Below are 16,247 nucleotides of genomic sequence, written 5' to 3'. Positions count from 1 at the left end.
CACTTGCAGGCTATGATAGTTCTCCAGCCACAGGAGAACGTTAATGAAACCGCAGGTGTACCACGTCGATGCTTTTACCTCACAACCGTTTCGCGGCAATTCTGCCGGTGTTGTTTTTCCCGCCGATAAACTTAGCGAAGCGCAAATGCAGCTTATCGCCCGCGAATTAGGTCATTCGGAAACTGCTTTTCTGCTGCACAGCGACGACAGCGATGTACACGTTCGATACTTTACGCCAACGGTTGAAGTGCCAATTTGCGGTCACGCAACGGTGGCTGCGCACTATGTACGTGCAAAGGTATTAGGTTTGGGAAATTGCACGGTCTGGCAAACGTCGCTGGCAGGAAAACATCGCGTGACTATCGAAAAGCATAACGATGATTATCGTATTTCGCTGGAACAAGGTACGCCGGGCTTTGAGCCACCGCTGGAAGGTGAAACACGTGCAGCGATTATCAACGCGCTTCATCTCACTGAAGACGATATTCTGCCAGGCTTGCCAATTCAGGTGGCAACCACAGGACACTCAAAAGTGATGATCCCACTGAAATCTGAAGTGGATATCGACGCCCTTTCGCCTGACCTTGCTGCGCTGACCGCAATCAGCAAGCAGATTGGCTGCAATGGTTTCTTCCCGTTCCAGATCCGCCCAGGCAAAAATGAAACCGATGGTCGCATGTTCTCACCTGCGATTGGTATTGTGGAAGATCCGGTGACCGGCAATGCCAATGGCCCGATGGGCGCATGGTTGGTACATCACAACTTACTACCCCACGATGGCAGCGTGTTGCGTGTTAAAGGCCATCAGGGGCGCGCACTGGGGCGTGACGGCGTGATTGATGTGACGGTGACAATTCGAGATAACCAACCGGAGAAAGTTACCATTTCCGGCACGGCGGTGATTCTTTTCCATGCTGAATGGGCCATTGATTTTTGATACCGTTGCCTGATGCGCTTCGCTTATCAGGCCTACAACCGGGCTAATGTGGGCCGGTTGTAGGCGTTTACGCCGCATCCGGCCCCTGGCACAAACTATTTCCCCGCCTCCGGATGCGTATCAAACGCCGCCATCACCAACGCCAGTTCATCCACAGTAAAGCCATGCTTTGCGTCATCTACGCCCAGACCAAACTGCTCCTGCATCACGGCATATAACGACGCCACATCCGGTAGATTTCGCTGCTCCACTGCATGTCCATTTTCATAATGGGTGAAATGAAAATTGGTCAGTGTCAGTTTGCCACCGTCCGGCAAATGGCGGCACATCAGCAAATGATGGCGAAAATGCGATTGCGGCCAGTGCGCCGACCAGAAATTCCCCATCACATAATCACTTTGTTGTTGTTCACAGAGATCAAAACGGTACATCGACTGCCAGTGCTGATGATGATTAAACTGCAAAATCCAGTCGTTCCCTTCCTGTAACAGCCGATATTCGCCATGTGGCGTTGTTTGCGCGATATCCGCCACTAAACGAATCGGCGCAGTCAAAGTCTGCCCACCGAAACCGGCATCGGCAATCCAGTGTTCGCCTTCCAGCTCCACCAACAACAAACGATGGGTACGCGGCGGTAATGCTGGCGGATTAGATAACACTACGCGCCCTAACAGACTGCGTACCTGAAAACCCAGCTCGCGTAACACCCGCTCAAACACGCCATTCTGCTCAAAGCAGTAACCACCACGCTGGGCGAGCACCAATTTCTCTTCCAGCGATTGATCATCAAGCTGCATTTCTCTCGGCAGCAAAACATCGAGATTTTCAAATGGAATGGTGCAATTGTGTTTCAGGTGTAATGCGCGCAGCGTTTCGATATTGACCGCAGCCGCTCCCGACCAGTTAATGCGGGTAAAATAGTGATTCAGAATGGGCGTCATCAGGCGTTTCCGTTTGTGGTTTTCTCAATTTATAACCTGGAATAGACGCCGCACCGGCTATTTTGTGCGATCGCGGACATGCATCACGTTCGCAAATCGCCAATCCCGTTAATTTCGTTACTTATTGCGTTACGAGCTACGCTTTTAAAACAACCTTCTTAGCGAGGCGATACCGTGAGCCGATTCATCCCCGTCGAATTACACCATGCCAGCCGTCTGTTAAACCACGGCCCCACAGTTTTGATAACAACTTTTGATGAAAAATCACAGCGACGTAATGTGATGGCTGCGGCCTGGTCGATGCCGGTGGAGTTTGAACCGCCACGCATAGCGATTGTGGTAGATAAATCGACATGGACCAGGGAGTTGATTGAGCGTAACGGTAAATTTGGCATTGTTGTCCCAGGTGTTGCAGCGACTAACTGGACGTGGGCGGTGGGAAGTGTCTCGGGTCGTGAAGAAGATAAATTTAATTGCTATGGCATTCCGGTTGTGAAAGGTCCGGTGCTTGGATTGCCGCTGGTTGAAGAGAAATGTCTGGCATGGATGGAGTGTCGATTGCTACCAGCGACTTCTGCGCAAGAAAAATACGATACGCTATTTGGCGAGGTAGTATCAGCTGCGGCAGACGCACGAGTATTTGTCGAAGGCCGCTGGCAGTTTGATGATGACAAACTCAATACACTACATCATTTAGGTGCTGGCACGTTTGTTACCAGCGGCAAGCGAGTCACCGCGGGCTAAATGTTTGCCGTAGTTATCATGGATGGCAGACAGCAAATAAGTGCCTATCAGAGAAAAAATCTGCGTCTGCTGTGTGCGGCGGTCGGGAGTTGACTATGCCGTTAAAAATGCCGTCCTGCGGAATTCATGAGCAATTCCATTACTATAAGTAAATTAATTATCATTCATTAGTCATGTTTGATTTTAACATCATATCTTTGTAAAAATTAATTTGGGTGTCATTCGTAGGGAAAAAACCATCACGTAGCATGTAGGATCTGACATGCCAAAACATGTCCTCGGCCATCGATAAAGGATCACATTCAGTGAAATAATTGTCCAGGATATCGAATATTTTCTCATCATCAGAGTCACATTGATTTTCATAGTTTAATATTTTAGCTTGTTCAAGCACCATAAAAATAAATACATTATTAAAGCTTATGAAATTATTTATATTTGTATTGCAAAAAATCAATGAATAAGAACATTGATCGTTCTTACAGTTACTTATGTGATAGATTTTTCTGCTTTTTTCCTCAATTGCAAAATGTCCTTCTAGATCGTGACCAAAGACAATGTATCTTTTGCTATTTGCAGTGAAATAATACAAAGCATTGTGATAAAATGTTAAGGCATAATTATCATACGGTTGTATAAGGTAAACCTTATCTCTTATTTCTTTTAATAAGTTTGATTTTGAATCAGATTTGTTAATTTCACAAATTTTTTCATTTATCTTAACGTTAAATGGATTTAATGACATAATTATCTTCCTTTTAATTTATCAAGAGCAGCCTGTAAAAGTGAACACCCCATATTACAGGGAAAGATTACGAAAGCCCGCTCCCCCAGGGAAAGATTACGGTGTGCCTACGGCACACGATGATCTTTCCCTGACGCCATCACGAGTTACATGAGCAATATCATCTTTCAACTGACTGGATAGATGCATTGAATTCTGATTCTTAGTTTCAGCAATGTAACGTCCATCACCAGACATATGATCAGGAAGTCGATAATCTTTTTTGCCGCTAGCACTTGGGATTTTTACCGTATTTTTAGGTAGTCCAGTTAATTCAGAAGAATTTTTCTCACCCGCCTTACCTAAATCTGTACAGGCTTTTCCTCCCTTTAATCCTAAAGGATCGATCCAGCCTAACGGATTCGGCGCATACTGATAAAGATTCAGTCCCCCCGCCAGCCCTATCGGGTCTGGCTGCGTAAACCGCCCGCAGTCCGGATCGTAGTACCTGAGTAAGTATACCCACGCTCAAGATGCATCTCTTAAAAATAAAGAAGCAGCGCAGTGTTTATTACCTTCTGCGATTACACTCGCTGCATGCAACTCTGATGCTTCACGACTATTTATTTAAACCGGACATATTAATACCTATATACGATAATTCATCTAAATCTTGATGCCTATTTGTAGGTTCTAAATAACGTGCAGGAAATAAATCCCTGGCAGCATGATAATATAAAATAGAGATAATATCCTTTTGTATTTCCTTCAATGCCTCTCTATTTTCACAACCAGTAATTTCATAAACCTCCTGATCGCTACAATTTTCTAATACATAATTTATGCACGATTCATAAATCATCAAACCGTCTTCTGATACATCAATGTGAAATTGATTCACTGTTCCTGAAGGATTTCTATGTTCCAATAAATACATTTCTCTCACCTATTAAAATCTTACATAATCACTAAATATATCTCTAAATTCATCAAGTTCACTTTGAGTTGGTCTTTCCCATCGGTCAGTATTTCTATTCATTCGATGTTGGATATTTTTCCTAGAGATATCCCTCATAGATGTGACAATTTCAGAACCATCTTTTTCAATTATATGTGCTCTGCCATTTGGTCCCAGTACAACCCACCGCCCATCTGATTGCTTTAATATATCGCTAGAACGCGCATTTTGAAGATCATTAATAACAGCACCAATAGGTCGACCTTCACGATGCCGTTGTAAAGCATGACTACTTTTCTTCAAAGTAGCACACATCTGTCCCAACGGATCGATCCAACTTAATGGATTCGGTGCATATTGATAGAGATTCAGTCCCCCCGCCAGCCCTATCGGGTCCGTTACCATGAACCGCCCGACATCCGGATCATAGTACCTGTGCAGATTGTAATGCAGCCCTGTTTCCCTGTCGAGGTACTGTCCCTGGTAGCGCAGGTTCTGCTCCACCCCGCCGTGGTCCTTCTCCTGTATCGTGTTACCCCAGACCTGATACCCCGTCTCCCACACGATTTTCCCGTCACTGTCCGTCATCTCTTCCGGCGCACCGTTCACATCCGTGTGAAAATACAGTATCCGGTTCGGTCCCTCTTTGCCCGCCTTATCCACCCGCGCCAGCGGTTCATAACTCCCCTGGTCACTGTAGATATACAGGCTGCCTGTTCCCTCCGGCCTGCTCTCCTGCGCCAGCCGCATTCCGTCCCATAAAAATGTCGTCCGGTTATACGGTTTACCGTCAGGGCTGATGTGCTGTTTTTCCGTCCGCCTCCCCAGCGCATCGTACACATACCGGTACGTTCCCCGCGCTGTCGTCACTTCCACCATCCGGTGTTCCGCATCATAACGGTAACTCTGCGCTCCGCTCCGGCCCTGCTTTTCCACCGTCCGGCCAAATTCGTCGTAACGGTAGTGCACACCACGGTAAGACATCAGCCGGTTGAACGGCACAACGCTGTTTTCTGCCGTGGCCCTTTCCCCCGCACGCCGCCCCAGCAGGTTTCCCGCCGCGTCGTACTGCCAGCTCGCCAGATACCCCTCATCCTCCGAGCGGCACGCCGTGATGCGCCCCGTGGGGTCGTAGAAGTAATCCGTTTCCCCCCGCCGGCTGTGCCGCGTCTTCAGCAGTTCATCCTCGCCGCTGTAGCTGTACTGCCGGTCCGTGAACGTCTCCGGTACCACCCCGCGCATCCCGCTGTATGTCTCCCTGCGCTTCAGCCGCCCGGCGGTGTCGTAAAGCTGCCGCGTGCTCAGTCGCCCCTGACTTCTGAGCACCTCCCGGTGCAGGGCGTCACGTGTGAACTCGCTGATGACCTCCCGGTCCAGATTTATCTGCTGGAGATGGCCGCTGCCGTAGTACAGATGGCGCTGCGTTCTGCCGTCCGGAAAGGTGGTGGCTGTCCGGTTGCCCAGTTCATCGTACTGATGGGTCAGGACGCCCTGCGCCGTCTCCTCGGTCAGCATCCGCCCCAGTCTGTCGTAACTGAAGCGGATAACTTCCGGCGCGTCAGTTTCGTGCCGCTGGCGGCGGATTTCCAGTAGCTGGTCTGCCGCATCATGGACGTATTCCGTATGGCTATCGGCTGTCTCCTTTGCCGTGAGCCGGCCCGCCGCATCGCGCGCCAGCCGGTGACGGATTTCACCGCCCCGGTCCCCGGTGAACACCACTTCCGTGACCGCGTTCAGCGCGTTGTAACGGTACGCCTGGCGGCAGCCGTCCGGATTTATCTGCTCCGCCAGACGGTCCAGCACATCATGGCGGAACCGGTAGCTTTCTCCGTTCTCGTTCGTGAGCGTGACCAGACGCCCGTAAGCATCGTACCCGAACGCCGTCCTGCGCCCCGTCGCGTCTGTCCGGCTGCGCACCCGGCCCTGCCCGTCCCGCTGCCAGCGCGTTATCCTCCCCATCGGGCTGGTGTACTTCACCAGCCTGCCCGCCGCGTCCGACTGGTAATTCACCGTGCGGCCGTCCGCCAGTATCACCTCCGTCAGATGACCGCTGTCGTCATACCCGTAGCGCGTGCTGTGGCTCTGCGCGTCTGTCATTCTGATAAGCCGCGTGCGTTCGTCGTAGAACCAGGCCGTCTGCGAGCCGGAACAGTCCGTGTGCCGCATGAGCTGCCCGTCTTCGTTCCACTGAAGGTATTTATTCCCCCCACGGGCATCGGTTATCTGCACCACCTGGCCGTGGCGGTCATACTGATACCGGGTGTTCTGCTGCAGCGGGTCGGTCACCGCAAGAAGATTGCCGCGTTCATCGTACTCACAGCACCAGCTGTTCCCCGCCGCGTCCACCTCCGTTTCCGGCTGGTGCCACACCGGGTGCCACTGTGTCTGTGCCACCCGCCCCAGCGGGTCGTGCGTCTCCGTGATATGCCCCTGCCGGTCATACACATAGCGCCATTTGCCGCCCTGCGCATCGCTCATTCCCAGTAACAGCCGTTCTTCGTCGCTCCAGCGGAACGTCGTCACCTGCCCGGCTTCGTCCTGGTACGCCGTCACCTGGTTCTGCGCATCCCACTGATGATAACGCGTGCGCCCCAGCCCGTCCGTCACGCACAGCCTGCGTGCCGCCAGGCTCCACGCCAGCCGGTACTGTTCACCGCTGTCCGTGTGGTGCCCCGTCACCCGCCACGCTGCGTCATCCGGGCCTTCATACCAGCCCCACTGGTAATAATACCCTTCGCCGCCCGGCTGGCGGTGCAGGGTCATGCAGTGGTTTTCGTCGTAAGCAAACTCACGCAGCAGGTGCCCCGTGCTGTCGTACACGCCGTTCAGGTCGCCGGCCTCGTCATAGCGGTAACGACGCAGCAGTAAAGGAGCCGTCTCAGGGAAATGCTGATAAATCTGTGTCACCCGCCGGGGATGCGCCGCCAGTTCATAATGCAGACGAATGCACGGACGCTGCTGTTCACCGCTGATTTGCGTGATGCGCCCCAGCTCGTCGTAGTACAGATTCAGACAGTTGCTGTTGCGGTCGCCCAGCATTTTCAGCCGCTGGCGCTGCGGGTGATGCGGGTCGGCTTCAAACAGAAAAAACTGCCCGTCATCGCTGCTGATAAGCCAGTGCCCCTGCTCACCCCGCCGTACTGCCAGTCCTTCGCCGGGGCTGTAAAACCCGCTCCCCGGCAGCACGGCCTCCATATCCAGGCGTCGTCCCATGCCCGACACAAAGGTCATACAGTTTTCGTCAGCAGTACCCGGCGTGCGCTCGAGGCTGACTTCATACATCACGCTCCAGCCCTGCCCGAACATCCCTTCCGTGCGGTCGTCACGACTGCTGTACACGCGCTGCCAGTCCAGCGGAAAGTGGCCCGGCAGACTGAAATCGAAGTCATCGTCATCCGCCAGATATTTGGCTCCGGTGGCGGCATTGACCGGATGCGGAAGGGCACTGATGGCCTTCTGCGTCATCACCCCCATCCCGACACTGGCAGCAAAACAGGCGATTTTAGAAAGCATTTTGCCCGGGCGAAGAAACATCAGCGCCACGGTTGCCACCAGGGTTATCTGCGACCTGCCGCTTCTGATATCCCTGACCACCAGTAACGGACCGCCAATGCGGACATCCGGTGACACAAACGCCCCGTTCCCCGGCTCATTCACCACCCTGGCCTCGCAGGTACAGCGTGCCCCGCTGCGTGCCGCCGGCTGGCTGTTGATACGCACATCCCGCGCGCCTTCCGCGATATATTCCGCTGCGGGCGGTTCATCATCGCCTTTGAACAGATTACTGATGCTGCCAATAACCGCATTCACTCCCTGAAAGGCGGTTTCCAGCATACCGCCCGGACTCAACAGGTTAAGGGCCGTTCCCAGGGGGTCATCCAGAAAGGCGGCTTTTTTTTGTGCGAGAAACTGCGTCAGTGAGGAGGGATGTTTATGGCAGTCGATTTTATCGTCAGGGGTCGGGGTGGAGCCCGGGGCCGCACTGGCCACGGTGGGCTGCCATAGTTCCGACACAAAATGTGTCACGCCATCCACCATTTCAGAACGCCCTTCTTCCGTACTGAGCTGGTCGTGCAGCGCCCGGGACATCAGCACAGGCCCTGTCACCGGGTTAACCGCCAGGGCTATGGCCCCCGCCATTTCCAGATATTCCCCGGCCACATCCAGAAACGTTCTGGCATCCTCCTGACGCTGCGCTTCTTCCTGTTCCGCCTTCGCCTGCGCCTCCTGCGCCTCAATGTCCTGCCGCGATGCCGCAGTCGCCGCGGCCCGCGCGGCAGGTTTGCTGTTGATCCATGTGTCGCCAGAGCCGGTGAGGATGTAACCTTCAATCTGAGGCGGGAAAAGCCAGTTCGCCAGTTGCTCACTTTCCCTACTGATTCGGTCATTCCAGCCCTGATACGACATAAATACCGCTGTTGCTATACCGATCGCTAAAATGGTTGAGCAGCCCAGCGTTGCCACTTCAACTCCGCCCAGCGCCGCCATGGTTCCGACAACCAGAACATCCACCAGGGCTGTGGCGGCAACCTCTACAACTGCCCCCAGCACATCTGCTATAAACGACGTATGCAGCAGGGCATCACCCTGCCTTGCTGCCCAGAATGCCTCTTCCATGTCCCGTTCCCTGTGTGATTAATTCGTCCCGGCTTCCTGCCGTATCCTGAAGCGCAGATTCTTTTTAATTTCAGCCCAGCGCGTCATATCTGCCGGGGTCAGCGGTGTGGTTCTGGCGTAGGTGAAGGCCATCATGACCCGCTCACCCGGCAACACAAATGCCACCTGACACTGGTACACCTGCTCGTTACCCCGGAGAAACTGACTCTGTATTTCCAGCCCTTCTTCACCGTCATTAATCCCTACCCGTGTTACCTGAACGGGCGTGTAGTGAAGATCCTTTACCTGTTTCTCCAGTTTTTTCATTTGCTGTTCAATCTGGGAGGCTAATTCGTCTCCTTCCTGCATCTGGCCCCGGCTGATAATGAGTGCAGCGTCGGGATCGCTGAGACGCAGCATATTAATCGTACTGTCCTGAATAATATTCCCGGGGAAAGTTACAACAGTTTCATTGAGATAATACTCCGTCATAATGGTATGAGTCCTTGTTAATTAATAAATTGTTTAATGATGGTTTTTATTTATTTTTTAGTCATGAAGGTGACGTCTATTGCCAACTGAAGGGCTGTTTTCTCCGATGTTCCAGGCGGAGGTATATCTGCCGCTCTGTCATTCATATTTAAATCAAGCTGCCCTGATTGTGTATTTATCTTTCCATTTTCCGTTGCGGTAATATTAAAATTCTTACAGGTTATATTAAATATTCCGTCACTGGTCATTTGCAGGATAGTTTCTCCGCAGCTAAGAATAATGGAATCTCCCGCAGCAAGGCGTAAATTCTGTACGGCCTGAATCGTTTTATTTCGTCCGGCAAGGGAGGTATCATCCGTCTGGACTGTTAGAGAACGTTTCTCACCAATAATCGCAGTTTCTGTTTTATCAATGACTTTAAGGCGATTATTGCCCACCCAGTGGCTTTCATTATTATTTACTTCAATGCGTTGATCTTTCTCGGCATGCAACCAGATTTCTTCTCCGCCAGTTTTATCCTCAAAACGCAAGGCGTTAGCATTGGTCGGGCCGCCGCCGATAGTGTGGCTGTAAAACCCGCTTTGCGTCGCTGCGCCCGGTAGTCCCCACGGTGGCATGGTGTCCTGATTGTAGGTACGCCCAACGATTATCGGTAAATCCGGATCACCGTTTTTGAAATCCACCAGTACTTCCTGACCAATGCGCGGGATCTGAATGCCACCGAATCCTTTACCCGCCCACGGATAACTGACACGGACCCAGCAGGAACTGTTTTCATCATTCTTACCGTAACGATCCCAGCCAAACTGAACTTTCACCCGGCCATATTTATCTGTCCAGATTTCCTGTCCCGTCGGGCCGGTCACGATGGCGCTCTGCGGGCCTTTAGTATGGGGTTTGCTCAGGGTTCGCTGCGGGCGGTAAACTTCGCTGGTGGGATGCAGTTCAAAGCTGGTTGAGTAAGAGAAATGCTGCTCCTGGCCGCTGTGTTGCGCATTGTCCTGTATAAATAGCGTGGTCTGAACCAGCAGATATTCCCGGTTCACTTCGGCTGTCGGATAGTTTTCCAGGGTGAAGGTAAAACCTGTCATCAGGGTACGAATATTGCCGCTGCCCTGTACCCGACTACCGGGGCTACGCTGTTCTTCCATGCGGATGCGTGTCAGCATTTCACCTTCACTCTTTGTGAAGTAGTCTCCCGGCCATTCGTAGTGCTCATATTCAGCAAGGCCAGTTTCACGCGGATTAGCCACGGTGCTCTTGAGCAGTGAACGCGGCTTCATAAAGTCGAAATCATTTAGTACCCACTGTCCGCTGCGCAGGCTTTCATTTGCTGTGATGGTATGGATAAATTCCTTGTCCAGTTTCAGCCCTTTCTGGTAATAACACACCAGTGGCGAATCTGCGCACGCCTTGTGGACATTAATGGCATCAGCCAGCACTAACGTGTGACTGTTCTCGTTGTGCTCAAACCACCAGTAGATACCCCACTCCTGCATCAGGCGCTGAATAAAATCGAAATCTGTTTCACCGTACTGCACCTGCCAGGCGCGAGTCGGATAATTTTCCACCAGTCGTTTTTCCACTGGCCAGGGGTACTCATCCAGTACCTCATCCAGGATCTCCACCACGTTTTTATTTTGAAACGCTTTGTAGTCACTAGTGTGGGTCAGTATTTTTAACCACGGTTCAATCCGCAGTTCATACACCACCGAACGTCCTTGATGACCAGCCACGCGTGCCGCCGTCACCAGCCCGCTGATATAACGTTTTCCGCCGCCATCCAATTCGATATTGACGCACAGATCTTTGCCCACCATCGGTTTGAGCTGCAGGTTGGCTGCGGGGGAAACATAGCCCAGGTTCAGGATGTCAGGAGTTTTTAATTTAATAGAATAAGTAAATAGTTCCCCTACTGTTTCTGTCCCCCCTAAGCTTGCAAACAGTAACATTCCATCAGGAACTGCGCTGCCGCTCAAAGTCACGTTATGTGTACCCGATCCAGTTAGTGCGCCGGATGGATAATCTGTAGCTGCAAAACTCATAATTAATCCTTTTAACTAGAAATGGCTAAGTGCTAATAAGAAATCTTACAGAGAATAAAATATGCAATATATTCGTAGCTGGCATAAAACATCTCAATACTTATGCGTGCTACTGAAGATACTATCAACCATATATGCCTTGAAGAATGCACCATCATGTTAACCTGGTGGAAACATTCACCTAAAGTACATTAATAAAACCAATAAAATTATTTAATCTGTTATTTGATATGATTATCATCAAATCTTAAAATACGTTCCCCGGTTCTAATTATGCTAAAACCATAATATTCTTTTGTACTTCCGGAAGAGAGCATATATTTCCCGATATACATAACATCTGAAGATAGCTCACTTATGTCAATACATTGGGATCGAACTGACCTGTCACTCTTTTCAATTTTATTGCATTGCCATATTTACCTTCATATAAAATATAATTTGAAATAATATTCCCATCGTCTGGTTTTGAACAAACCCGCCCGTCTTGTAAATATACATTACCGGGTAACAATGGGCGAACATAATCACCAACAGTGCATCCCGATAAAAAGAATAACAAAAAGAATCTCTTCATATGACACCAGCAGGAAATAAATTAAGCACCTTCTTGTATTTTTCCGATAGAGTATTCACTGATTCTGTTGTATCACCTACATAGTTAACATTTGCCAAATCAGCGACCAATCCATAGTTAATCAATAGCCAATAATCAGCAACTATAGATGCTTGTTGTTCCATAGAATAAGAAGAAATTGACTGTAAATTAAGATCGTAATGATAATTTGCCGCCCAGGAAAATAAACCACGCAACTTAACTGCATACCCTTTCTGATATTGCCAAACATGCATCGTTTCATGAATAAACAAGTGAGAAGCACCTGCAACTGTTTCACGATCACCAGGCATTGCTTGCGATGAAAAATCTGAACTATAAACAGCATCAGGATAATACATTTCCCCGTTTGGGGTCATCGCTGTTCTTTCCCCTTGACCAGGCAAATATTTTTCATTGTGGATCCATACCTTGCTATAATCAATTGTATTCTCAAAAATCGATCTGGCCAATGTTAATTCACCAGATGTCATTCTCCTTAATGATATATCCTTTCCCCTGGAAATAATATCTTTCAGATAAAACACAAACGCTCTTTGATGTTCAACATTTCCACTTTATACAGTATTGATGACATCATCTTCATAGAAAATGAAATCAAAGTAAGTTATCAACGTTTCCCGTTATGATTTTTTAACCTTAATTCTCAGCATTTTTATTAATCTATCTTCAATATCAATAACCGATGCAAATGATTACGCAGTTATCATAACTCCCATCAATTGATTAATATCTGTAAACGCTACCGCCCCACCCTGATATTTTAATCTGCACATAGCAATCTTAACGTTATGCCCCATACATTAGTAATGTAAATTAAGAATTCGGAATATATCAAATTCACTTCATAAATTAATATCGAGAATGATATACACATTAATTATATTGAAGTCATGTTTTAAGCGTTGTAATGACCATGGAACAGGACTAATTCCAGAAACTCCTGTCAGGCAATAGCGCGTTTATCACCCTACATGCCTTTTACATTTTTTAGCCTTTTCTGTAACGTCGGCAACTGGCTCATTTAATCAGCAATTGTATCGGCATTTGGCGTATTACCCCTGAAACCTGCCATGTGCTAGCCCCTCACTATTCAATGATCCAACCACGCCAGTGTCCACTGCAACCACTGGCGTTCAGAGCGACGAACGAGTGGCGCAAGAGTAGGACTGCCGTCGGGTATCATCAAACCAATAGTGGTTGTTTCCGTCATAATTTCATCAGGTTGCTATTTTGTTGCCGGCCGCCTTTATCCCCGCATATTTATAGCGGGATTATTTTGCATCGTTACACGATAAAAGGTAGGATTCTGCGCCGACAGTTATACCCATAAAGAATAATGGTGAATCTTGTCATCGCCAGGATGAATAAACATTGTTCATGGCAACTTATATGACTTTTTCATTAAAGCAATCAGGGAGAGCAATGAGTAAACACGACACCGACACTTCAGATCAACACGCCGCGAAACGCCGCTGGCTTAATGCCCACGAAGAGGGGTATCACAAAGCGATGGGCAATCGCCAGGTACAGATGATCGCCATCGGCGGCGCGATTGGCACCGGCTTGTTTTTAGGCGCTGGAGCCCGACTGCAAATGGCGGGGCCAGCACTGGCATTGGTCTATTTAATCTGCGGCCTGTTTTCATTTTTTATTCTGCGTGCATTGGGTGAGCTGGTGCTACACCGCCCTTCCAGTGGCAGTTTTGTCTCTTATGCCCGTGAGTTTTTAGGAGAGAAAGCCGCTTACGTTGCAGGCTGGATGTACTTCATTAACTGGGCGATGACCGGGATTGTCGATATTACCGCCGTCGCGCTGTATATGCATTACTGGGGCGCATTTGGTGGTGTGCCGCAGTGGGTCTTTGCGCTCGCTGCGCTGACCATCGTTGGCACCATGAATATGATTGGTGTGAAATGGTTTGCGGAGATGGAGTTCTGGTTTGCGCTTATTAAAGTGCTCGCCATTGTGACCTTTTTGGTCGTGGGTACAGTGTTCCTCGGTAGTGGTCAGCCGCTGGATGGCAACACCACTGGCTTTCATTTAATCACCGATAATGGCGGCTTCTTCCCCCATGGTTTGCTACCTGCGCTGGTATTGATTCAGGGCGTAGTGTTTGCTTTTGCCTCCATTGAAATGGTGGGTACAGCTGCCGGAGAATGTAAAGATCCGCAGACCATGGTGCCTAAAGCGATTAACAGTGTGATTTGGCGTATTGGCCTGTTTTACGTCGGCTCCGTGGTGTTGCTGGTTATGTTATTGCCGTGGAGCGCGTATCAGGCGGGGCAAAGTCCGTTCGTGACGTTTTTCTCTAAACTGGGTGTGCCATATATCGGCAGCATTATGAACATTGTGGTGCTGACCGCTGCCCTCTCCAGCCTGAACTCAGGTCTGTACTGCACCGGACGTATTCTGCGCTCAATGGCGATGGGCGGTTCCGCACCGAGTTTTATGGCGAAAATGAGCCGTCAGCATGTGCCGTATGCCGGGATCCTGGCGACGCTGGTCGTTTATGTTGTTGGCGTATTCCTTAACTATCTGGTGCCGTCTCGCGTATTTGAGATTGTGTTGAACTTCGCGTCGCTGGGAATCATCGCTTCATGGGCGTTTATCATTGTTTGCCAGATGCGTCTACGTAAAGCGATTAAAGAAGGCAAAGCAGCGGATGTCAGTTTTAAACTCCCAGGTGCGCCCTTTACGTCGTGGCTGACATTACTGTTTTTACTGAGCGTCCTGGTGCTGATGGCGTTCGATTACCCGAACGGGACTTATACCATCGCTGCGCTGCCGATTATTGGCCTTCTGCTGGTAGTAGGTTGGTTTGGTGTACGCAAACGCGTTGCAGAAATACACAGCACTGCGCCAGTCGTCGAGGAAGACGAAGAAAAACAGGAAATTGTGTTTAAGCCAGAGACGGCGAGTTAATTGCAAAATTGCCCGGCTATGTGCCGGGCAAATTCAGATTAGAAACGAGGGGGCCGCATGCGGCGTGATAAAAGTCAGGCAAGTCTCTCCGTTTTCACCCTCGCCATATCTATTACAGCGCAATACGAATCACATCGTCTGGCTGGGTAGCTTCCTGCTGTTTAGTGGATTTTTGTTTCACACTGACATACAGCGTTTTGCCATCGGCAGACAGCGCCAGGCTGTTCGGATGAGTCGGGGTATCGAACGTTTTCACCACTTTATAGCTTTTCGCGTCAATCACACTGACTTTACCTGCCTGACGATGCGTTACGTAGGCTTCATTACGCGCTGGGTTAAACAGCACAGCCAGTGATTCCGGTGCCGCAACCTTCGCCAGAATATTGCCATTACGGGTATCGACCACTAGCACTTCTGCCGCTTTAGAATCGGTGATAAATGCACGCTGATTGGCGGTATCGAGGCTGATGTTGATAAAGAAGTGCTCTTTCCCATCATCCAGCAGCTTTTTACGGCTGAGGATTTTATTGTCGGCGGTGTCGATGGTAATCAATTCGCCGTCAGCGTTAGTGGTGTAAAGACGTTTGCCTTTGCTATCCAGCGCCAGACCGGTACTCATTTTACCGGTGTTCTGGATGGCGGTTTTCAGTTTGATATTCTCGCCATCAACGACCCAAATCACGCTCTCTTTACCAATACCACTGATGTAAACGGTGTTCGTGGCATCATCAGCTACCAGCTCACGCGGTTGCAGCGGGCGCACCTCTTCCGTGCGCTTACGATCATCCAGCACCAGACGGCCTTTCACTTCGCCCGTTTTGGCATCTATCGCCGTGACCGCGCTGTTTACGGTGTTACCAAACCACAACGTCTGAGTCGTGTTATTGATGGTGGCACCAAACGGCTTGAGATCGTTATGGATCGCCTGCGTCACTTCCAGAGTGACCGGATCAAGACGATAAACCACGCCACCTTTATCCAGTTTGCGGCTTTGCGAAGTGGCGAGCCACAGCGCGTTTTCTTGCTGGCTATAAGCCATTTCGTAGGCACCTTTACCTACCGCTTTACGCAGCATTTCTTCTGCGGCCTGCGTACTGAATGATGAAGCAACAAGCAATGAACCTAACAGTAATGAACCACGCAGGCGCGATGAAAACAGATGACGTAAATGCATGACGACTCCCTTTGATGAACCGATATTTTTGCTGCTTCACAATGCTTCGCTAAGCGTAATCATCGTTACGCTCTTGTTATAAATGGGAATGGTAA

At 49.8% G+C, this 16,247-nt stretch carries 12 protein-coding genes and 2 pseudogenes; 3 read left to right on the top strand and 11 right to left on the bottom strand.

Annotated features, from left to right (window positions below):
• Positions 1-43: 43 nt before the first annotated feature.
• The gene (locus QUE34_RS09390) at positions 44-937 is read left to right on the top strand and encodes a PhzF family isomerase (RefSeq protein WP_032303005.1); all 894 of its coding nucleotides are present in this window, start codon (positions 44-46) and stop codon (positions 935-937) included.
• Positions 938-1,032: 95 nt separating this feature from the next.
• Here QUE34_RS09390 and nhoA read toward each other — a convergent pair whose 3' ends face one another.
• Entirely contained in the window at positions 1,033-1,878 is an 846-nt protein-coding gene (gene nhoA, locus QUE34_RS09385) for an N-hydroxyarylamine O-acetyltransferase (RefSeq protein ID WP_032303004.1), read from the bottom strand.
• Positions 1,879-2,052: 174 nt separating this feature from the next.
• Between nhoA and QUE34_RS09380 the strand changes: the two genes are divergently transcribed.
• Entirely contained in the window at positions 2,053-2,622 is a 570-nt protein-coding gene (locus tag QUE34_RS09380; RefSeq protein ID WP_032184209.1) for a flavin reductase family protein, read from the top strand.
• Positions 2,623-2,782: 160 nt separating this feature from the next.
• On the opposite strand, the gene QUE34_RS09375 is transcribed toward QUE34_RS09380, so the two are convergent.
• The 9 genes and pseudogenes from QUE34_RS09375 to QUE34_RS09340 form a co-directional block, all read right to left on the bottom strand.
• Positions 2,783-3,367, bottom strand: a complete 585-nt coding sequence (locus tag QUE34_RS09375) for an SUKH-4 family immunity protein (protein ID WP_286338954.1) — start codon at positions 3,365-3,367, stop codon at positions 2,783-2,785.
• Between the two features lie 96 nt (positions 3,368-3,463).
• A pseudogene (locus QUE34_RS09370) lies at positions 3,464-3,862 on the bottom strand (RHS repeat-associated core domain-containing protein); the annotation flags it as partial.
• Positions 3,863-3,965: 103 nt separating this feature from the next.
• Positions 3,966-4,283 carry a hypothetical protein gene (locus QUE34_RS09365; protein WP_129708641.1) on the bottom strand — a complete coding sequence of 106 codons (318 nt, stop codon included), beginning with the start codon at positions 4,281-4,283 and terminating at the stop codon, positions 3,966-3,968.
• A gap of 12 nt (positions 4,284-4,295) precedes the next feature.
• Positions 4,296-8,921: an RHS repeat-associated core domain-containing protein gene (locus QUE34_RS09360; RefSeq protein ID WP_249896337.1), complete on the bottom strand. Its 4,626-nt coding sequence runs from the start codon at positions 8,919-8,921 to the stop codon at positions 4,296-4,298.
• Between the two features lie 18 nt (positions 8,922-8,939).
• Entirely contained in the window at positions 8,940-9,392 is a 453-nt protein-coding gene (locus QUE34_RS09355) for a DcrB-related protein (RefSeq protein WP_103253622.1), read from the bottom strand.
• Between the two features lie 50 nt (positions 9,393-9,442).
• On the bottom strand, positions 9,443-11,437 hold the full coding sequence (locus QUE34_RS09350) for a type VI secretion system Vgr family protein (RefSeq protein ID WP_105268475.1): 1,995 nt from the start codon (positions 11,435-11,437) through the stop codon (positions 9,443-9,445).
• A 221-nt stretch (positions 11,438-11,658) separates the two neighbouring features.
• Positions 11,659-12,014, bottom strand: a pseudogene (locus QUE34_RS28420) (lipoprotein).
• Positions 12,011-12,541 carry a hypothetical protein gene (locus tag QUE34_RS09345; RefSeq protein ID WP_032303072.1) on the bottom strand — a complete coding sequence of 177 codons (531 nt, stop codon included), beginning with the start codon at positions 12,539-12,541 and terminating at the stop codon, positions 12,011-12,013. The pseudogene QUE34_RS28420 and the gene QUE34_RS09345 overlap by 4 nt, the downstream one beginning before the upstream one ends.
• 605 nt (positions 12,542-13,146) lie before the next feature.
• The gene (locus QUE34_RS09340) at positions 13,147-13,266 is read right to left on the bottom strand and encodes a glutathione S-transferase (protein ID WP_072000954.1); all 120 of its coding nucleotides are present in this window, start codon (positions 13,264-13,266) and stop codon (positions 13,147-13,149) included.
• 212 nt (positions 13,267-13,478) lie between these two features.
• Between QUE34_RS09340 and ansP the strand changes: the two genes are divergently transcribed.
• A complete protein-coding gene (gene ansP, locus QUE34_RS09335; protein ID WP_001353204.1) occupies positions 13,479-14,978 on the top strand; it encodes an L-asparagine permease in 1,500 nt (499 codons plus the stop codon).
• 112 nt (positions 14,979-15,090) lie between these two features.
• On the opposite strand, the gene yncE is transcribed toward ansP, so the two are convergent.
• Positions 15,091-16,152, bottom strand: coding sequence for a 7-bladed beta-propeller protein YncE (gene yncE, locus QUE34_RS09330; protein ID WP_105268474.1), 1,062 nt, complete (start codon positions 16,150-16,152; stop codon positions 15,091-15,093).
• Positions 16,153-16,247 lie beyond the last annotated feature (95 nt).

Source organism: Escherichia sp. KS167_9B, assembly GCF_030295215.1.
In the GTDB taxonomy this organism is placed as follows: domain Bacteria; phylum Pseudomonadota; class Gammaproteobacteria; order Enterobacterales; family Enterobacteriaceae; genus Escherichia; species Escherichia coli_F.
The sequence above is the reverse complement of the archived record's forward strand: the minus strand, read 5'-3'. Positions and strand labels throughout refer to the sequence as shown.